The organism is Turneriella parva DSM 21527 (assembly GCF_000266885.1).
GTDB classification, from domain to species: Bacteria; Spirochaetota; Leptospiria; order Turneriellales; family Turneriellaceae; genus Turneriella; species Turneriella parva.
This window is the reverse complement of sequence record NC_018020.1, coordinates 4,245,168-4,263,253: the sequence shown is the minus strand read 5'-3', so window position 1 is coordinate 4,263,253 and position 18,086 is coordinate 4,245,168. Positions and strand designations below refer to the sequence as shown.

General features: G+C 54.3%; 19 protein-coding genes and 1 tRNA gene. 10 read left to right on the top strand and 10 right to left on the bottom strand.

Annotated features, from left to right (window positions below):
- Positions 1-2 precede the first annotated feature (2 nt).
- From TURPA_RS20480 to TURPA_RS20455, 6 genes are all read right to left on the bottom strand, one after another.
- Positions 3-1,352, bottom strand: coding sequence for a SpoIIE family protein phosphatase (locus TURPA_RS20480; RefSeq protein ID WP_014805183.1), 1,350 nt, complete (start codon positions 1,350-1,352; stop codon positions 3-5).
- 69 nt (positions 1,353-1,421) lie between these two features.
- Positions 1,422-2,048 carry a phosphate signaling complex protein PhoU gene (gene phoU, locus TURPA_RS20475; RefSeq protein ID WP_014805182.1) on the bottom strand — a complete coding sequence of 209 codons (627 nt, stop codon included), beginning with the start codon at positions 2,046-2,048 and terminating at the stop codon, positions 1,422-1,424.
- Positions 2,049-2,132: 84 nt separating this feature from the next.
- Positions 2,133-2,915 (bottom strand): phosphate ABC transporter ATP-binding protein PstB, encoded by a 783-nt coding sequence (gene pstB, locus TURPA_RS20470; RefSeq protein ID WP_014805181.1) that lies wholly within the window; start codon positions 2,913-2,915, stop codon positions 2,133-2,135.
- A 2-nt stretch (positions 2,916-2,917) separates the two neighbouring features.
- Positions 2,918-3,775 carry a phosphate ABC transporter permease PstA gene (gene pstA / locus TURPA_RS20465; RefSeq protein ID WP_014805180.1) on the bottom strand — a complete coding sequence of 286 codons (858 nt, stop codon included), beginning with the start codon at positions 3,773-3,775 and terminating at the stop codon, positions 2,918-2,920.
- On the bottom strand, positions 3,772-4,656 hold the full coding sequence (pstC, locus tag TURPA_RS20460) for a phosphate ABC transporter permease subunit PstC (protein WP_014805179.1): 885 nt from the start codon (positions 4,654-4,656) through the stop codon (positions 3,772-3,774). Before pstC ends, pstA begins: the two co-directional genes overlap by 4 nt.
- 112 nt (positions 4,657-4,768) lie before the next feature.
- Complete coding sequence (locus tag TURPA_RS20455) at positions 4,769-5,644, bottom strand: phosphate ABC transporter substrate-binding protein (protein WP_014805178.1); 876 nt, start codon at positions 5,642-5,644, stop codon at positions 4,769-4,771.
- 325 nt (positions 5,645-5,969) lie between these two features.
- Between TURPA_RS20455 and TURPA_RS20450 the strand changes: the two genes are divergently transcribed.
- Complete coding sequence (locus TURPA_RS20450) at positions 5,970-6,329, top strand: ArsR/SmtB family transcription factor (RefSeq protein WP_053332254.1); 360 nt, start codon at positions 5,970-5,972, stop codon at positions 6,327-6,329.
- A gap of 11 nt (positions 6,330-6,340) precedes the next feature.
- On the opposite strand, the gene TURPA_RS20445 is transcribed toward TURPA_RS20450, so the two are convergent.
- On the bottom strand, positions 6,341-7,597 hold the full coding sequence (locus tag TURPA_RS20445; protein ID WP_014805176.1) for a M18 family aminopeptidase: 1,257 nt from the start codon (positions 7,595-7,597) through the stop codon (positions 6,341-6,343).
- Between the two features lie 52 nt (positions 7,598-7,649).
- On the opposite strand from TURPA_RS20445, the gene prpB reads away from it, so the two are divergent.
- A complete protein-coding gene (gene prpB, locus TURPA_RS20440; protein ID WP_014805175.1) occupies positions 7,650-8,543 on the top strand; it encodes a methylisocitrate lyase in 894 nt (297 codons plus the stop codon).
- A gap of 194 nt (positions 8,544-8,737) precedes the next feature.
- The gene (locus TURPA_RS20435; RefSeq protein WP_014805174.1) at positions 8,738-9,169 is read left to right on the top strand and encodes a limonene-1,2-epoxide hydrolase family protein; all 432 of its coding nucleotides are present in this window, start codon (positions 8,738-8,740) and stop codon (positions 9,167-9,169) included.
- On the opposite strand, the gene TURPA_RS20430 is transcribed toward TURPA_RS20435, so the two are convergent.
- From TURPA_RS20430 to TURPA_RS20420, 3 genes are all read right to left on the bottom strand, one after another.
- On the bottom strand, positions 9,122-10,195 hold the full coding sequence (locus TURPA_RS20430; RefSeq protein ID WP_014805173.1) for a hypothetical protein: 1,074 nt from the start codon (positions 10,193-10,195) through the stop codon (positions 9,122-9,124). The genes TURPA_RS20435 and TURPA_RS20430 overlap by 48 nt on opposite strands.
- 56 nt (positions 10,196-10,251) lie before the next feature.
- Positions 10,252-10,335, bottom strand: a tRNA-Leu gene (locus tag TURPA_RS20425).
- Between the two features lie 90 nt (positions 10,336-10,425).
- Positions 10,426-11,172: a HEAT repeat domain-containing protein gene (locus TURPA_RS20420; RefSeq protein ID WP_014805172.1), complete on the bottom strand. Its 747-nt coding sequence runs from the start codon at positions 11,170-11,172 to the stop codon at positions 10,426-10,428.
- A gap of 106 nt (positions 11,173-11,278) precedes the next feature.
- On the opposite strand from TURPA_RS20420, the gene TURPA_RS20415 reads away from it, so the two are divergent.
- The 7 genes from TURPA_RS20415 (at position 11,279) to TURPA_RS20385 (ending at position 18,083) form a co-directional block, all read left to right on the top strand.
- Entirely contained in the window at positions 11,279-11,938 is a 660-nt protein-coding gene (locus tag TURPA_RS20415; protein WP_014805171.1) for a hypothetical protein, read from the top strand.
- 1 nt (position 11,939) lies between these two features.
- Positions 11,940-12,554: a lysoplasmalogenase gene (locus tag TURPA_RS22390; protein ID WP_014805170.1), complete on the top strand. Its 615-nt coding sequence runs from the start codon at positions 11,940-11,942 to the stop codon at positions 12,552-12,554.
- Between the two features lie 45 nt (positions 12,555-12,599).
- Positions 12,600-12,935: a SpoVG family protein gene (locus TURPA_RS20405; protein ID WP_014805169.1), complete on the top strand. Its 336-nt coding sequence runs from the start codon at positions 12,600-12,602 to the stop codon at positions 12,933-12,935.
- A gap of 151 nt (positions 12,936-13,086) precedes the next feature.
- Positions 13,087-15,537: a heavy metal translocating P-type ATPase gene (locus TURPA_RS20400; RefSeq protein WP_014805168.1), complete on the top strand. Its 2,451-nt coding sequence runs from the start codon at positions 13,087-13,089 to the stop codon at positions 15,535-15,537.
- Entirely contained in the window at positions 15,537-15,758 is a 222-nt protein-coding gene (gene ccoS, locus TURPA_RS23050; protein ID WP_014805167.1) for a cbb3-type cytochrome oxidase assembly protein CcoS, read from the top strand. The genes TURPA_RS20400 and ccoS overlap by 1 nt, the downstream gene beginning before the upstream one ends.
- A complete protein-coding gene (gene ccoN / locus TURPA_RS20390; RefSeq protein WP_014805166.1) occupies positions 15,748-17,901 on the top strand; it encodes a cytochrome-c oxidase, cbb3-type subunit I in 2,154 nt (717 codons plus the stop codon). The genes ccoS and ccoN overlap by 11 nt, the downstream gene beginning before the upstream one ends.
- Entirely contained in the window at positions 17,898-18,083 is a 186-nt protein-coding gene (locus TURPA_RS20385; RefSeq protein WP_014805165.1) for a cbb3-type cytochrome c oxidase subunit 3, read from the top strand. Before ccoN ends, TURPA_RS20385 begins: the two co-directional genes overlap by 4 nt.
- Positions 18,084-18,086: the final 3 nt, after the last annotated feature.

Sequence of the window (18,086 nt, the reverse complement as noted above, 5' to 3'; positions counted from 1 at the left end):
AACTAAGGCACCATGAACGCCAGCACCGTCATGTCGTCGAGCCTTCGGTAGTTGCCCCGAAATTGTTTTAGCTCATGGGTGAGTGTTTCGACGACTTCACCTGGGTGTTCAAACTGCCGGCTGCTGAGCAGGCGAACAATTCCATCTTCACCAAACTCTTCGCGCAGCTCATTTCGAGTCTCGCCCACGCCGTCGGTCGTCGCTACGATGATATCGCCCGATTTGAGTTTAACGGGAGCCGCCCGAATGATCATCTCTTTTTCGACGCCCAGAAATGGAAAGCCATCGGCTTCGTTGTGCGGGGCGCGCGGCATTTCGATTGCGCGCCCCCGGCGCAGCACATAAACCGGAGTGTGGCCAAAGTCATAGTAAAGCAAGACACTATTACGTGTATCGAGCAGAAACACTGATCCCGCCGCGTACATGTCGGTCGGGGTCGACTTCACGAGCATAGTGTTCAGCATCTTGAGGCGTGCCGAGAGCTTCAGCGTGCGGTAATCGGTATCGGGCGAAGTTTTGCAGAGGTACCTGAAGAGCGAACGAAAGTACGCACCCAGAGCCATCGCAGTCTGCGAAGCCTTGAGCCCCTTGCCGCAGACATCCATGATGGCAAAGAGGCTCAGGTGCGGCTGCAGGCCTTGTGCATAGATGAAATCCCCCCCGACCTCGCCGTGCTGTTCAAGCGCAAAGTCGTAATCGACGAAAATGCCGCGGTTGTTCTTTTTCGGCGAGTTCATCGCCTGCTGGGCCTCGCGCGCCGCCGCAATATCTTTCTGTTCGTAGAACGCGATACCATCCATCACCGCTTTGACCGTCGCGACACCGTAATATTCGCCGTGGTAGGTGATCACAAAAGGGTCGTAGAGCTGGTGTGCAGACCTGGCCATCAACAGACGCGAGACTTCGGGCAACGTGGTGCGCGCATCGACGCTGATGAGGCCCGTTTCGAGAATTTCTTCTACCGTATTTTCTTCGCGCAAAAACACGTGGCGGCTGTATTGATTCTGCCCGAGCAGCGCGCGAAACTTCTCGCCTTTGACATAACCAATAAATGCGCCGTGGCGTTTGACGGGAAAAAACTCGGTCTGAAAATCTTGAATCAGCGAATCGACGAGTCGCAGCGTCGTCTCATGCGAGATCCAGTCGATATTGATCTGTGCGAGTTTACCGACTTCGAATGCCGAGAAGATCGTATTCTGTTTAACCGATCTGCGCCAGTCGCGCTGCTGCAGAATGTTTTTTGCGCGGGCGAGCGCTCTCTCGACCTGCTGGTTAAAGGCGTCGTCGAGAACCCCCTGTGCCTCAGCCTTGTGGCGGTCAGCTTTTTCGCGGCGTCGCAGTTCTCGTGTCATTATATATCCTTATTTCGGAAAATAACGAAATATTGAGGCGGCGCCCACTTTTTGTGGTGCACCATGCCATCACTTCGTCATGCGCTGGCGAATCGTGTTTTCGTGGCGAACGTCGATACCTTCGACCGCGTAGATGATACTTTCGCAGATGTTGGTCGCGTGGTCGGCGATGCGTTCGAGCGCCTTCGCCGTAAACGAGATGCCGATCTGCGGATATTTCTGCAAAATTTCGTATTCGAGCTTATCGATATTGTCATCGTCGAGAATCAGATTTTTCGCCCATTTTGAATCCATCGTGGCGAGTGCCTTGAAGGTATTCTGCCCGGTTTCATAAACCAGTCTCGCGAGCTCTTTCATTTCGGGCGGCACCTTGTCGCTGTGGCCTTTCATCTCGCGCGCGACGTTTTTGCATTCGTCGCCCATGCGCTCGAGGTCGACGTTAACTTTAATGACTGAAAACACAAATCGCAGGTCAGATGCATGCGGATTAATCAGCGCGAGCAGTTCCATGCACTGCCGGTCGAGAGATTTTTCGAGCTGGTCTAAGTGTTTATCTTGCTTGAAGACCACCTCGAGTTCGTTGATCTTCTCTTGCTCGAGCGAATTTTTGACGAGTTCAAGCATGTCGGCGACGACCTCAGTCATCGACTGCAGGTTATCTCTGAGTTCGCGCAGTGATTTTTCAATGATGAGCATCTGATTCTCCTGATAGTGTGGCGATCAGCCAAACCTTCCTGTACAAGGGTGTACCTTCAGGTTTGGCGACAATGACATTTTCATCTAGCCAAACCTTCCGGTTATATAATCTTCGGTGCGCTTCTGGGTGGGGCGCGTGAACATGAGTTTTGTCGGGCTGTATTCAATCAGTTCGCCCAAGTAAAAGAACGCTGTGTTGTCAGAAATACGCGCGGCCTGTTGCATGTTGTGCGTCACGATCACAACCGTATAATTCTCTTTGAGCTCGAGCGTCAGCTCTTCAATCGTCTGCGTGCTGATCGGGTCAAGCGCGCTCGTCGGTTCATCCATAAGTATGATGTCGGGCTTGGTCGCGATCGTGCGCGCAATGCAGAGGCGCTGCGCCTGGCCACCCGAGAGCGCCATGCCCGAATCTTTCAGACGGTCGGCGACTTCTTTCCAGAGTCCTACTTTTTTCAGTGCCTCTTCGACACGGTCATCGAGTTCAGATTTTGAGACTTTGCTCGCGATGCGCACACCGTAGGCGATGTTCTCGTAAATAGTTTTGGGAAAAGGGTTCGGCTTCTGAAAGACCATACCAATCTTGCGGCGCAGCTGCGTGACGTCGAGTTTGCGGCTGTTGATGTCGATCGTTCCAGAATAGATAATTTTGCCATCGATGACCGTGGTCTCGATCAGGTCGTTCATGCGGTTGAGGCATCTGAGCAGCGTCGATTTACCGCAGCCCGATGGGCCGATGAGCGCCGTGATCGAATGCGGCTGAATATCCATCGTGATACCCTTCAGCACGTGCTTATCTGCATAGTGCAGATTCAGGTTCTCGAGCTTGAGTATCGCCTTTGATGCGGATTCAGAATTTGCTTCCATATTTACCCTAAGTTACCAATTTTCTTGCGCGCGCGTGCTCTCGCCCAGATGGCGATGAGGTTGACCACCAGCACCAGCACAACCAGCACCAGCGTGACAGCATATTTCTGTTCTTCTTGCACGCCTGTATTCTGCGTGCTGATCACGTATAAATGGTATGACAAAAGCATCGACTGGTCTGACAGGCTTTGCGGCAGATTGGGCATGTAATACGCCGCAACGGTAAAGAGTACCGGGGCGGTTTCGCCGGCGATGCGCGCGGTCGCGAGAATCACTCCCGTAAATATGCCCGGCAAAGCAGTCGGTATCACAATACGGAAAGTCGTCGACAGTTTGCTCGCGCCGACCGCGAGAGAAGCCTCGCGCAGCGTCAGCGGAACCGCCTTCAGCGCCTGATAAAAGACGGTGATGAGCAGGGGCATCGACATGCATGCCATGGTGAGCGCACCCGCGATGATCGATTTGCCAAGGCCCAGAAAAATCACGAAGAGCCCTAAACCAAAAAGCCCGTAAACCACCGAGGGCACACCCGCCAGGTTCACAATCGTGAGTTCAATCAGGTTGAACCAGCGGTCTTTGCGCGCATATTCAGACAGATAGACCGCCGCCATCAGCGAAATCGGTACCGCAAACAAAAGCGAGGCCAGCGTCAGCACGATCGTGCCGAATAATGGCGCGAAGATTCCGCCACTTTCCATCGAAGCCGATGCTGTAAAAAGAAATTCAAAGTTGATGCGCCCGATACCCTTGGCAATCACGTAGAGTATAAACGCGACCAGCGGAATAAACGCCATCGCAGTGAATGCATAGATGACCGCGTAACCCGCGACATCGCTAAACTTGCGGCTGCGCGTCATCATGAGCCCTGCCGCCTTCTGATACGTTCGATAATCACGCCGCTGATTGTATTGATGCCGAGCGTGATCGCAAAGAGCAAGAGGCCAATCATGAAGAGTGCGCGGTAGTGGTCGTCTCCCATGACGACCTCACCCATTTCGGCGGCGATCGTGCCGGTCATGGTTCGTACCGGCGCGAGCGGGTTTAACGCAATCTGCGCCGAGCCGCCGGCGACCATCATCACCGTCATCGTTTCGCCGATTGCCCGGCCAACGCCGAGCATAACGCCCGCGATAACGCCCGACGACGCAGCGGGAAAAGTAATCTTGAAGATGGTCTCGATGCGGCTTGCGCCGAGCGCAAGCGAAGCCTCTCTGAGGCTGCGCGGCACTGCCTGCATCGCCTCGTCGGCGACGCTCGCAATCGTCGGCAGCGCCATGAAAGCGAGCAGAATGCCCGCCGAAAAGGCATTGAGGCCCGTGGGTACACCGAAAGCTTTCTGCACCCAGGGCCCAAGAATGATGATGCCCAGAAATCCGAAAACGACTGAGGGTATCGACGCGAGAATTTCGAGCAGAATCTTGAATGTATTGCGAATAGCAGGGGGAGCGACCTCTGACATGAATATCGCGGTGCCAATTGCCAGCGGCATCGCCAGAACGAGCGCGATCAGTGTCACCATGAGGCTGCCGGTCAGCAGCGGTAACATGCCATAACGCGATGATAGCGGGTACCAGTCTGTTTTAAAGAGAAAATCTGAAGCGCTGTAGATGCCTAAAAATGGCAGGCCCTCGCGCAGCATGAACGAGAGTATCAGCAGCAGCACGACGACTGCGGCATAGCCCGATAGCCTGATCAGGCCCTTTTCGACAAGGAACTCGGCGATTCGATTGCGCGATTCCATAGCTTGTTACCAAAAACCCGTCATAAGACTTTGCGTATATCGTTATTCGTTCTTTAACGAAATGTTTGTCTGGCTGAATTCGGGGTGGCCGTTCGACCACCCCAAAAAAACCTTATTTTACGGGAACAAAGTCCTGATCTCTGACGACTTTCTGGCCTTCGGCGCTCATGACAAAGTCAATAAATGCCTGACCTTTTTCGCCCGAAGCGAGGTTCAGGTACATCTGCAGACCCCGCGCGATAGGGTATTTCTTCTTTGCTGTGTTGTCGGCGGTCGGCGCAAAGAACTCTTTGCCGTCTTTGCTCACAGCAATGGTCTTCACATCTTTCGTAATCCACCCCATGCCGAAATAGCCAATTGCCGCCGGGTTGGTCTTGACCTGGTCGACGATTGCCTGCGATGAGACGCCGAACGTGACCTTTGAGCCGAATTCGAGTTTCGCGAGTGGGTCTGGGTTCGCGTCACCGGCTTTCGCCTCTTTGCCCTGGCGCAGCACATGCTCTTTAAAGTAGACGTGCGTGCCTGAGTTGTTTTCGCGCGAAATCACGAGTATTTCTTTATCAGCGCCGCCAACCTGCTTCCAGTTCGTGATTTTGCCGGCGTAAATGTCGCTCAGCTGCGCGATCGTCAGCTTCGCCACACTGTTCGAGGGATGCACCACAACCGCCAGAGCATCGAGCGCAACGATATACTCTTTGATTTGCAGGCCTTTTGACTTGGCGAGATCCCATTCTTTGGGTTTCATTTCACGCGAAGCGCTCGCGATGTCGGCTGAGCCGTTCAGCAGCGCCGCAATGCCAGTGCCGCTGCCGCCGCCCTGTACCGAAGCCGACTTGCCCGGATTTTTTTCCATGTAGGTGCGCGCGAGGTTCTGGCCCAGCTGCACCATCGTGTCTGAACCGGCGATTTTTAGACTGCCGTCTTTCTTGCCGCAAGCGGCTGCCAGCAGTGTTGCTGCGAGCATGATTTTTAAAGTTGTCTTTTTCATTGCATCTCCTGTGAGCTACCTGCTACGAAATTCCATAGCTATCGGGTTGCATCAGTGCCGTCACGTCTACCATGCGAGACCTCATGTAAATCCGTATTTTGATAAATAGCGAAGTATAAACAAGTTAGGAGATTGATATTTGAAGTCAAGCGTGACGCCAAATGCGACAGCATGAGTGCGCGTTTGGGCGAGAAAGCCACCGGCCTCGTCGTTTGCGGTCGCAAACGACTGCTAAAGCGGCCGGGGCGGCCTGCCGTCGGCTTTCATAGATCGCTCAAACTCGCACATACTTGACACCCCACCTCATTTAGCTGCTTCGTTAAGTGTGCAATTGCGCGAATACGAACGCATGTTCAAAGCGCTCTCTGATAAGCAGCGCCTGCGTATTCTGGCGCTACTTTCGAGGCGGCCGCTCGTGGTCAACGACATCAAATTGATGCTGCGCCTTTCGATGCCCACGATCTCGCAACACCTTTCGATCTTGCGTGACGCCGACCTCGTGCTCGATAACAAGCAGGGCAGGTGGGTTGAGTACTCGATACATCCTCAACTGATGGATGGCAAATCGCTGCCCTCGGTCATCTATAAAGAACTCAAAGATTTCTTCGACGGCGACGAGACACTTAATTTAGATTTTGATTTTTTGGATACTATCAATAGCCGAACCGGACAGGTTGGTTCCTAAGGGTTTCCTTGTCAGGAAACCCTTAGGAACGATTCCATGAATTTCTTGTACACTTCAACGTCTGCGTAAGCGCAGGTTTCACGAATCGAGTGCATCGCGAGCATCGCAATGCCGGCATCCATCGTTGGCACGCCGAGCCTGGCGCTGACCGTCGGGCCGATCGTGCTGCCGCAAGGCAGATCATTGCGGTGCGTGTACGTCTGGTGCGGCAAATGATGCCGTTTGCAGATGTCATAAAACGCCGCCTGCGTCGCCGCTGAACTTGCGTAACGCCGGTTTTGGTTCACCTTCAGCGTGACGCCGCCGCCCAAACGCGGCCGGTTCTGTGCGTCGTGTTTGTCGGCATAATTAGGATGTACCCCGTGCGCCATATCTGCAGACAAAAAGATACTCTTCGCCAATGACGCATCGTATTCGGCGTCGCTGAGGTGAAGCCTTACCTGAATGGAGCGCAGCAGCTTTTCAGTCAGCGCCGATTCGGCGCCGCTTTCTGAATTGCTGCCGATTTCTTCGTGGTCGTAGAGCGCAACGATCTGGATCGTATCTTCTGCTCCACTACCCAGCAGAGCCGTCAGCGCGGCATAGCAGCTCACGAGGTTATCGAGCCGGGCAGAAGCCAGGTATTCTTTTTGCAATCCGGTCTGCTGCGCTTTTTGCGTGTCGAATAATGAGAGATCGTAGCTCAATATTTCTGCCTCGGCGACGCCAGCTTCTGCTGCAATGAACTCGCGCAGCGTTTTCGAGTTGATTTCGCCCGAAAAGATCGCATTCGTTTCGTTCTGTTTATTGGGCGCGAAACCTTCTTCGGTTACCGCCCGCTGCAGATGAATTGCGAGCGAGGGTACGCTCGCAATCGCCCGATCAATGCGTAAGAGCTTCTGCGCGATGCTGTCGCCGTGCTGAAAGTAGACCTCGCCTGCAAGGCCCAGATCGCGGTCGAACCAGGTATAGAGCAGCGCACCCCCATAAACTTCGGTCGCGATTAGCCGCATGCCCTCGCGGGTAAAATCTGCATTGGGCTTTAACCGCAGATGCGGTGAGTCGGTGTGCGCGCCGATAATGCGAAACGCCAGCTGCACGCCTTTTTTATTTTCAGGCAGCGAAACGGCGAACAGCATGCCGGGCTGCGGTCGCAGGTAATAGCGCCGCGCCTCGGTTGCAGCAGCGTCGACAACAGAAACAAAGCCCGCAGCGGCGAGCATTTGCGCCGCGGTCTCTGCCGCCCAGGCGGGCGAGGGCGAGCTGTCGAGAAATTCGGGCAGTGTCATAGCAAAGGCATAATCGTGATTTGCGAGGTGTCGCAAATCACGATTATGCCCCATGCCATGGATGTTTGACAAACGCGAATACGACGCCCCGCAGCGAATGAAAGCCCTGCTCGCAGGTAAAGAAATCATTCAGACCCCCGGTGCACACGATGTGCTGACGGGCCTTATGGCAAAGAAGCTGGGTTTTAAAGCGCTCTACATCTCGGGGGCGGCATTTTCTGCCTCGCGCGGCATGCCCGACATCGGTTATTTTACAGTGACAGAACTCGCCGAATACGTGCGCGGCCTATACCAGGCGACAAACCTGCCGATTCTGGTCGATGTGGATACGGGTTTCGGTGAAGTCGTGCATATTCCGCGAATGGTGCTCGAAATGGAAGGCGCCGGCGCTGCGATGGTGCAAATGGAAGACCAGAAGCTGCCAAAGAAGTGCGGCCACCTTGAAGGCAAAGAACTCGTGACGGGTGATGAAATGTGCCGCAAGATCGAGGCATTCGCCAAAACCCGCAACAAGCTGATGCTGCTCGCACGCACCGATGCGCATGCGATGTATGGCATTGAAGAAGCGATCAAGCGCGCGAAGATGTATGTCAACGCCGGCGCCGACGCAATTTTTCCAGAAGCGCTTAAAACCGAAGCCGAGTTTAAACAGTTTGCCGCAGAGGTGAAAGTGCCTCTGCTCGCGAACATGACTGAATTCGGCAAGACTCCCTATTTCAAAGCCAAAGACCTGGAATCATGGGGCTACAAACTTGTTATCTATCCAGTGACGTCGCTGCGTTCGCAGATGAAGGCGGTTGAGCGTGTGTTCACCGCAATCAAGAACGACGGCTCGCAAGAAGCCGAAGTGAAGAATATGCAGACCCGCCAAGAACTCTACGACCTTATCGACTACGCCGGCTACGGTGAGTTTGACGAAGGAGTAGCGAAGAGCAAATACCTCTAGCACGATTTTCTGAAATCGTGCGGAGCTACGCTGCAGCTTCGGGAAAAATGCAAAGCAGCAAAGTCGCTTGGTAACCAAGCGACGACGCGCTTTAGCAGCAGTTTCTGCAAGAAACTGCGAGGCTTTGGCTTTTTCCCGAATTCAGGCGGCAGCGTTGATGACCTAAGAACAGAGTGTGACCACGGGAGAACATCATGATTAAAGTAGAAACCAGTGCAACAACTGTCGTCGAAGAGTTTCTGCACGCACTTGAAACTCTCGACATGGCCACAGCCGAAGCGTTGCTCGATGACAACGTGGTATACCAGAACGTACCGCTGCCCGCCGACCGCGGTAAGACGGCGGCAATAGCGACGCTCAAGAATTTTATGCGCATCGCCACCGCCTTCGAAGTGCGCATGCACTCCATTGCCGAGCGTGACGGCGTCGTGCTCACCGAGCGCACCGACATTCTCTCGGGGCCGGGCGTACATCTTGAATTCTGGGTTTGCGGCACCTTTACCGTCAAGAACGGCAAGATCACCGAGTGGAAAGATTACTTCGATATTCTGACCGTGATGGGCCAGATCGCAAAAAGCTCACCCGGCATCGCCGCCGCGTTCGTCAAGAGCCTCTTTAACCGGTAAGTCTGCGGCGTTCGAATTGCCGGGCAGCTGGCGTACTGTCGGCAATCTCTTGATACCGCTGCGGCGGTCAGATTCTGCAAAACCTCTCCAGGTCTTGTAGATCATTTCAAGCGTGTCCCGGTCAGCGTTCAGTTCCCTGGCTTTCAGAAAAACTCTTCTGAGTACACTGACTGCGCGCTCAGCCGACGCGGCAAGGTAGGTCTGCCACAGCAACTTTGAAGGCTGCGGTGTCGGCATGTCGTTTTCGATTATGAATTCGAGGGTCGCCAGCAGCCGCAATGAGGCATCGCGTGGTTTGCGCTGCAGAAGGCGTGCCGATGATTCAGTGATAATTGCTTCGATAAGCTTTTTGTCTGCCCGCTGGTCACGCAATAGAAATGCGAGCTCGAGGGCGCCAACGCCGGTCTGGTCGAGCCTGCGAAAATTTTCCAGCGCGCGGGCAAATGCCTGAGTGTCGCTGCGGTGGTGGCATGCCTTGATAAAGCTCACAAACGCGATCGCATCTTTGGCAGACATGTTCTGCGCAGCGGCGATCGTGTTTATCGCGCACGCATACGCTGCAGCAGAAAGATTAGGGTCTGAGTCGGCATTTTCTGCGGCAATCTGCAGCAGCAGATCAGGTTGCCCAACGGCCTCGATGAAGAGCCGGCGGTCTGCTGTCGTGCGCAAGAAGCGTAAGGTTGTGAGATCCTCTTTATGCAGATTGAAATAGGTGACACGGCTGAGGGCTGCCTCGCCGGCCTTTTGCGGCAGCAACAACGTGCCATCTTTGAGTGTTATGCGCAGGTTTGGGCGAAATGTGACCGATACGCAGTTTTGCCCGGTTGCTTCACCGCGAAAAGTTTCACCCGCGAGACCGACTTCGATATCTTGAATGCCGGTGTATAGAATCTGCAGATTATTCACCGGAGCATGCGCACAAATCTGCGGCAGAGGGCCCGACTTTCTGCACGCATGGCTTTTGAGCACGGGCCGCTCACCATCTTCGAGCTCAAGCGAAAACCTTTCGAAGAGTGAATGTGGCATAACCTGATAAGGTCATAAAAAAAGCAGCACCGCCGGGTGCTGCTTTTTTGTCATTGTGCCCAAAGGGGGACTTGAACCCCCACGAGGTTGCCCTCACTAGTACCTGAAACTAGCGCGTATACCAATTCCGCCATCTGGGCGATGGAAAGCTGCTGGCACGAAATGCTCCGCATTTCGTGCCAGCAGCTTTCTTCATTTATCAGACAGGTCGTCAATAAATTGTAAGGCAGTTAGTTGTGGTACACAGTCTGCTGTATCGCCGTGTGCAGCGCCTGCCGCACCTGCGCATCGGTCTCAACGTCGAACGCGCGTTCGAGGTCGGTGAGCGTCTCTTTGTTGGCATAATGCCCCATCACCTCGGCGGCGCGCAGCCGGGCTGCCCTGTCTTGACTCAACAGAATTTTGCTGAGTGCGATCGCGTGCTCAACCTTGCCGTTCTCATGCTGCAGCGCTGTGTTGATCATCTCAACCCGCGTGTAGTCGTCTTTTTCGCCAGCGATTTTAGCCGCCGTTTCAGCCGACGCGGCTTTGTCGTTAATTTCAAAAAGCGCGCGTGCGGCCTGCCGACGCAGCATTGCCTCGCTGTCGCCCAGGTACCCCGAGATCAGCTTGATATCTGCTTTATTGCCGATAAGGCCGAGTGAGCGAATGATTGCATTTTTCGTCAGCACGTCTTTGTCTTTTGCCAGCAGGGCAATCAGTGGCTCACGCGCTTCGGGCGCGCGCAAGAGCCCCAGCGCATTGGCGCTTTCACGGCGCAGCTGCGTGTATTCAGGGCCTTCTTTTTTCAGGTGTTCGATAATCGGGTAAACGCATGAGTGAATGCGGCTCACGGCGCATTCACGAATCGCGTGCACCTGGCGTTCTTCAGAGTCTTGCCCGGCTTCAAACGCCTTATTCGCGTGGTAGGTATGCCGGCTGCGCGCCGAAAGTGAAGCGGCGAGCGATGCGACAATAAACAGCAGAACGAATTTCATGCCACAGGCATATCTGTGGGCGGTGAGGTGTCAAGCCTGTGAGAGTTTGCTGCGCAGACTGTCACAGGCTTGACTCGATTGAAATGAGTTGTCAGCCGCGTCTTTAATGAGAGTACGAGTAGTGAGGATTTTTCCCGTATTCGTGGGTTTGGCGGCATTTTCGGCTTGCGCCGAGAATCGTCTGCATACCTACATTGTGGCCGAAGCAGCTTCGAATTCAGGCACCCGCGGTCAGGGAATCGAGCTGCATGCCTCACCCCTGAAGCTGACGCTCACGGCGCCTGACGCCGATGATCTCGACAACCTCGCCGAAGACCTCAGGCTCACCAGCGCTTCGAAATATCACCGGCTGCCACCGCTGACCCTGCTGCGTTTCGATTTTGAGAACAAGACTGCCCTGCCGTGGAAGTTTAACCTCAGCCGGGCGCAGTTTCGAGAAGTGGGCGGCGAACGGGTTTTTAAGGTCGTGCCGGCGAAAGACTACCGCAATCGCTTCACATCTGTCGCCTATGAGCATTTTTCGTATGAGGCGATGTACGCTTGTTATATCACGGTGCGCGGCAATGAAAAGCCCAGAGGCGATTTCTGGTTTGATAAACGGCCACCGGGCGAAGCCGTTGAACTCAGGCAGAACGAAGCCGGCTTTCAGGTGTTACCATTTGAATTTATGGGTGCCGGTGTGGGGCGCCTGGTGCTTGAATTTCCCGTGGATGAAAATACGCTGAAGCAGATTCCGGTGGCGCTCGTCACCGAGCGAGGTAAATAATATGGACTATCGGCTGTTGATTTTCGCGGTACTTGTGGTGATGGCAGTTGCCGCCAAACTTGGCTCGAGGCGGTTGTACGTGTTTGCGAAGCCGCTTCCCATTGTGTTCATCATCTTTCTGGCGTTTATTAATCCTCATGCGCCACCCGGGCTGTGGCTGGCTGCGATCGGCTTTGGGCTCGCCGGTGATCTGTTGCTGCTCAGCGATAAGGGTTTTTTACCGGGACTTTTAAGCTTTCTTCTCGGGCACATCTATTTCATCTTCGCTTTCTACCGAACGGGAACCGGGGGCGTTTCGGTTGCGGCGGCGCTCGGTGTCGGGGCAGTGTGCGTTGCGGCGTTTGTCTACCTCACGCGGCATCTCGTGCAAACGCGGCGCAAGAAATACATTGTGCCGGTATTTGCGTACATCGGCGTCACCGGAATTCTGATCGCTATATCGCTTAAATATCCTATACTGTCTTTTGCAGTACCGGGTACGGTTTTGTTCGGTCTCTCCGATTTTTTGTTGGCGTTTAACAAGTTTGTGCGTCCAAGTTGGTATGCGCAGGCGGCGGTATCGCTGACCTACTTTGCGGCGCAGTGGCTTCTGGCCCGGCACTTTGTCGGGTTCTGAGCAGTTGCCGCAGGCAGGTGCCTGCTATGCTAAGGGAGATAAAAAATGGAGCACGTTCGCATTACGCGTATACAGGTTTTTCCGCAGGCCGATGGCCGCAATACTCTGGGCTATGCCCATGTCACACTTTCTGACGCATTCGTCGTGAAAAATCTGCGGCTCGTTAAGGGCCGAAAGGGGGTATTTTTGGGAATGCCCTCGTTTCGCCTGCGTAACGGCGAATACGCCGACGTGTTCTTTCCCGTCTCGCGCGAGGCGCGCGCGCTTCTCACTGAAGCAGTTGTGAACGCTTTTCGGCAAGAGCACCCCGAGCTGATGGTTGGCATGGAAATTTACGATGCCGACGCTGAAGCGGCGATGCAGACCGCACTACCTGCCTGAATTAAGGCATACAGAGCGAAAGAATCTGGTATGGGGCCTCGGCCCCCTTTTTTGTGCACGCGCCCGAAAAAAATGGACTCTGAGGTATTAATAAAAGAAGACCTTTTTATCCTTTACGGCGAGGCCCGGCGTCTGGTCATGGCGCATCAGCATGATCGCCACGGTCAAACGGGTAGGGACTTTGCAGACTGACCTGCAGGTGTGCGCGCACTGCGGTGCTGCCGTCACGCACTTGGCCCGGCACCAACCCCGCGACGAAGGCACGAAAGTCTTTTGCTGCACTGGCTGCAAAACGGTTTATTCCATTCTGCGCGACCGTGACCTGCTTGGCTTTTATGAAGTCGCTGATAACAGCGTAGTTTCGCTGAAAGAAAAGCCTGCAAGCGATTACAGCTATTGCGACAGCCCGTGGTTCAGAGACATGTTCGTGAAGGCTTCGCCGAATGGGGCCTGGTCGCTTTCACTCAAGTTACCCGAAATTCACTGCGCTGCCTGCGTCTGGCTGCTCGAAAAGCTGCCTGAGATGCTACCGGGCCTTACCGGCGCGCGCATTAATTACCTGCGCAAACATCTGACGGTTTCAGCAACGGCCGACATAACACCCGCGCAGGCCATTCAGCTTGTAGCCGATCTGGGGTATGCGCCCGATTTCAGCCGCGAAAGCGCAGCCACACAGAAACTGTCGGCCTATGACAAGTCGCTGCTCAGGCGCATGGCCGTCGCGGCGTTCGCGTTCGGCAATGCGATGCTGTTCAGTCTGCCGGAGTATTTTTCGAACCATGTCGAGTCGGCTTTTGCCAAAACCTTTATTGTGCTGAATGCTGCGCTCGCAACCTTCGTGCTCTTTTATTCAGCGGGCGAATTCTTTAAGAGCGCCTGGCGCGCCCTTAAGAAAAAACAGGTCGTTATCGACCTGCCGATTTCTATCGGTATCGCCGCGATGTTTGTGCGCAGCGCAGTTGACATCGCGACAGGCACGAGCGCTGGTTACTTTGACACTTTTGCCGGGCTTATCTTCTTTCTACTGATTGGCCGTTACGTACAAAGCCGCTCATATGCATGGCTCAACTTTGAGCGCGATAATCTTTTATTCTTGCCATTGGCTGTGCGCGTTCAGAGCAATGGCGGCGAGATTTTTACCCCTGTAAAAGAACTAAAACCCGGCGATGCGCTGCGCCTTTTGGCGGGTGAAATTGCCCCGGCGCGCTGCCGTGTGCTATCAGAAACCGCTGCAGCAGACTATGCTTTCATCACCGGCGAATCTGTGCCGGTGTCACTCGTGAAAGGCGACATGTTTGAACCCGGTGGCAAGGTGGTGGGCCAATCGGTAAAGCTCACCGTAACCGAGGCTGTCGACCAGGCGCAGCTGAATCGTATATGGGAGAACGCCCCCCGCGAAAACGAAGACATTCTTTCAAAGCCTGCAGGTGGTTTTGCGGAGCGCATTCTGCCATGGTTCACATTCGCAGTGGTCGCGATCGCGACTGGCGCTTTACTCTATTGGCTGCCGCGTGACCCCGCGATCGCTTTTAATGCGTTCTCGGCAGTGCTGGTTATTACCTGCCCGTGCGCACTCGCGATGGCAAAACCCTTTTCATTCTTCACCGCACAGAGCGCGCTCGCACGCCAGGGTCTCTTTCTTAAATCAGCGCAGACGATTGAAAAGTTTTTCAACATCACGAGTGTCGTTTTCGACAAGACGGGCACGCTGACGCAGCCTGGTGCGTTTGATATTCGCTTCGATGCCGTTTCGGCAGACCTCAGCGACCCCGACCGCCGTGCGATTGCAACGCTTGCGGGCGAATCGACGCATCCCCTCAGTAGGGCGGTGGCAAAATGGCTCGGCGAGGCGTTTCACGAAGTACCCGAAGATTTTACCGAAAATCCGGGCTTGGGTGTTGCTGCGGTAATCGGTAATGACCGCTATTTGCTCGGTTCAGCGGCATGGCTGGCTGCTGAGGGCGTTATAGTTGCCGACCTGCCCTCTGCTGAATTCAGCAGTGTCGTCTGGTGCGCTCGCGGTAAGACCTGCCTCGGCCGCTTTCAGGTGCGCAACCAATTGCGGGAAAATCTCTCTGAGACAGTAGAACGTCTGAAAGGCGAATACAATCTTTCTTTAATATCGGGTGACAGCGCGGTGGAGCACGACCGGTTCGCCGCAATCTTCGGCAGCGGTGCCCACCTCAGCTTTCATGCGCGCCCCGAAGAGAAGGCGCGCCTTATCGGTGAACTGAAAAAGAGCGGCCCGGTGATGATGGTGGGCGACGGCTTAAATGATGCTGCGGCGCTCGCAGCCGCCGACTTGGGCGTCGCGCTCACTGAAGATAACAGCCATTTCTCACCCGCGAGCGATGCGGTATTGTCTGCGGCGGCATTGCCACAATTACCGGGTCTCATGGCGCAGGCACGGCAGTCGCGCAAGACGGCCATCACCGCTTACGGGGTTTCGTTTGCCTACAATGCCGTGGGCATCAGCGTCGCTGTTGCCGGTAAACTGACGCCGCTCTTTTGCGCTGTACTTATGCCATTGAGTTCGCTGAGTGTCATTGCTCTGGCATTTGCCTCTGCGGCGATCACAGCAAGGCTAAGGGGAAAAAACTGATGGAAGCCCTTTTCGTTTTACTTATTTTTAGCCTCATTCTGGGCATCGGCTTTCTGGTTGCTTTCTTCTGGGCGCATAATGCAGGCCAGTACGAAGACACAGAAACCCCGGCAATCCGCATGCTGTTTGAAGATGCGCCGGCAAAGCGGCAAGATACAACACAATGTTCTGATAAAAATACTGTCAGTAAAAAAACCGAAGGAGTACAATATGGCGGCTGAAACCGGGGTCTTAGAGACCTTTGAGTACGACAACCGAATCGTTCGCAATTTTGCGATTGCGACGATCGTCTGGGGTGTCGTCGGAATGTTGGTGGGTATCATCGTAGCGGTGATGCTCTATTTGCCCGATTATCTTGGGCATTTTTCTTTTCTCTCTTACGGGCGTTTGCGGCCGCTGCACACCAATGCGGTGATCTTCGCGTTTGCCGGTAATGCGATTTTTATGGGCGTCTACTATTCGTTGCAACGCCTCTTAAAAGCACGCATGTACTCTGACCTGATGTCGAACATCAACTTCTGGGGTTGGCAGCTCATTATTGTTTCGGCCGCGCTGACGCTGCCGTTCGGTTATACGAGCAGCAAAGAATACGCTGAACTCGAATGGCCGATAGACATTGCGATCGCAGTCGTTTGGGTCGTGTTCGGCCTCAATATGCTCATGACGATCTTAAATCGCCGCGAGAAACACCTCTATGTTGCGATCTGGTTCTACATAGCTACATTCGTTACAGTGGCGATGCTGCACATCGGTAACTCGCTCGCGATTCCCGTCTCTTTTCTGAAGAGTTATTCGGTCTATGCAGGCGTGCAAGATGCCCTCGTGCAGTGGTGGTATGGCCACAATGCTGTGGCATTTTTTCTCACTACGCCGTTTCTCGGCATCATGTATTATTTCGTGCCGAAAGCGGCGAACCGGCCGGTATATTCTTACAAACTTTCAATCGTGCACTTCTGGGCGCTCGTTTTTATCTACATCTGGGCAGGCCCGCACCATTTGCTTTATACGTCGTTGCCCGACTGGGCACAGTCTCTTGGCACTGCTTTCTCGGTAATGCTCATTGCGCCGTCATGGGGCGGCATGATCAACGGTCTGCTGACGATGCGCGGCGCATGGGATAGAGTACGTCAAGATCCGGTTTTGAAGTTCATGGTCGTCGGTATCACAGCCTATGGCATGTCGACTTTCGAAGGCCCGATGATGTCACTCAAGAACGTCAACGCGCTCACGCACTACACCGATTACATTATTGGTCACGTGCACCTCGGCGCTCTTGGCTGGAACGGCGGCCTCGCGGCAGCGGTGCTCTACTATGTGATTCCGCGCCTTTACGGTCGCCCGATCTTTAGCCTCAAACTCGCGAACTTCCATTTCTGGATCAGCACGATTGGCATCGTCTTCTACGCGATACCCATGTACTGGGGCGGCATTACGCAGAGCCTCATGTGGAAACAGTTCACAGCCGAAGGCGCGCTCATGTACCCCAACTTTCTCGATACGGTGACGCAGATTATTCCTATGTATGTGCTGCGTTCAGTCGGCGGTACGCTCTTCTTGACCGGCTTTCTCGTCATGGCGTATAACCTGGTGAAGACAATGCGCTCGGGCAAGTTTATTCCCGGCGAAGAATCGCGTGCACCGGCGTTGCCGAAAGAACACAAAGAAGAAAGCCATGCAGGCTTTCGCCACCGCATTCTTGAGCGCAAGCCGCTCGTGTTCACAGGGCTCACTTTGGTTGCGGTGCTGGTCGGTGGCATCATCGAATTTGTGCCCGTCGCAATGGTGCGCACGAATATACCTACGATTTCGAGCGTGAAGCCTTATACGCCGCTTGAACTCGAAGGCCGCGACATCTACATTCGCGAAGGCTGCAATACCTGCCATTCGCAGATGATTCGTCCATTCAGGTCAGAGACTGAGCGTTATGGCGAATACTCGAAGGCCGGCGAATTTGTGTACGATCACCCGTTTCTCTGGGGTTCGATTCGCAAAGGGCCAGACCTGCACAGGGTAGGCGGCAAGTATAACCACGCATGGCATTACCAGCACATGAAAAATCCGCGTGTGACTTCGCCGGGCTCAATTATGCCGGCATACCCGTGGCTGTTCGAGAACAACCTCGACACCGACCTCACCACCAAAAAAATTCGTGCGCTGCAGAAGATCGGTGTGGATTACCCACAGTTCTATGACAAGAAGGCACTGACCGATCTCAACGTTCAGTCTGCCGCAATCGCCGAAGTGCTGAAAAAAGACGGCATGCCGGTTGCACCTGAAAAAGAGATCGTGGCGGTGATTGCATACCTGCAACGCCTCGGCACCGACATCAAAGCAGCCGCTCCGCAGGCTAAAGAGGGCAAATGATTTCGAAAGCACTTAGCGACATTGGCAATGTCTCGATTTATCCGATTGCGACATTGATCATATTCTTCAGCGTGTTTACCGTGATGCTCGTCATCGTGCTGCGCGGTAAAAAATCGAAATACGATGCTCTGGCGCAGTTGCCATTGAATGATTCTGCGCCGGGCGAATTCAACGGAAGGTGATTT

Bases quoted from the DNA above. Each gene is read 5' to 3' on its own strand.
- ccoS (WP_014805167.1), top strand. From the start codon at position 15,537: ATGGAAGCCCTTTTCGTTTTACTTATTTTTAGCCTCATTCTGGGCATC.
- pstA (WP_014805180.1), bottom strand. From the start codon at position 3,775: ATGATGACGCGCAGCCGCAAGTTTAGCGATGTCGCGGGTTACGCGGTC.
- TURPA_RS20415 (WP_014805171.1), top strand. From the start codon at position 11,279: ATGAGAGTACGAGTAGTGAGGATTTTTCCCGTATTCGTGGGTTTGGCG.
- TURPA_RS20430 (WP_014805173.1), bottom strand. From the start codon at position 10,195: ATGCCACATTCACTCTTCGAAAGGTTTTCGCTTGAGCTCGAAGATGGT.
- phoU (WP_014805182.1), bottom strand. From the start codon at position 2,048: ATGCTCATCATTGAAAAATCACTGCGCGAACTCAGAGATAACCTGCAG.
- TURPA_RS20400 (WP_014805168.1), top strand. From the start codon at position 13,087: ATGATCGCCACGGTCAAACGGGTAGGGACTTTGCAGACTGACCTGCAG.
- TURPA_RS20445 (WP_014805176.1), bottom strand. From the start codon at position 7,597: ATGACACTGCCCGAATTTCTCGACAGCTCGCCCTCGCCCGCCTGGGCG.
- TURPA_RS22390 (WP_014805170.1), top strand. From the start codon at position 11,940: ATGGACTATCGGCTGTTGATTTTCGCGGTACTTGTGGTGATGGCAGTT.
- TURPA_RS20435 (WP_014805174.1), top strand. From the start codon at position 8,738: ATGATTAAAGTAGAAACCAGTGCAACAACTGTCGTCGAAGAGTTTCTG.
- TURPA_RS20480 (WP_014805183.1), bottom strand. From the start codon at position 1,352: ATGACACGAGAACTGCGACGCCGCGAAAAAGCTGACCGCCACAAGGCT.
- TURPA_RS20405 (WP_014805169.1), top strand. From the start codon at position 12,600: ATGGAGCACGTTCGCATTACGCGTATACAGGTTTTTCCGCAGGCCGAT.
- prpB (WP_014805175.1), top strand. From the start codon at position 7,650: ATGCCATGGATGTTTGACAAACGCGAATACGACGCCCCGCAGCGAATG.
- TURPA_RS20420 (WP_014805172.1), bottom strand. From the start codon at position 11,172: ATGAAATTCGTTCTGCTGTTTATTGTCGCATCGCTCGCCGCTTCACTT.
- ccoN (WP_014805166.1), top strand. From the start codon at position 15,748: ATGGCGGCTGAAACCGGGGTCTTAGAGACCTTTGAGTACGACAACCGA.
- TURPA_RS20385 (WP_014805165.1), top strand. From the start codon at position 17,898: ATGATTTCGAAAGCACTTAGCGACATTGGCAATGTCTCGATTTATCCG.
- pstB (WP_014805181.1), bottom strand. From the start codon at position 2,915: ATGGAAGCAAATTCTGAATCCGCATCAAAGGCGATACTCAAGCTCGAG.
- TURPA_RS20455 (WP_014805178.1), bottom strand. From the start codon at position 5,644: ATGAAAAAGACAACTTTAAAAATCATGCTCGCAGCAACACTGCTGGCA.
- pstC (WP_014805179.1), bottom strand. From the start codon at position 4,656: ATGGAATCGCGCAATCGAATCGCCGAGTTCCTTGTCGAAAAGGGCCTG.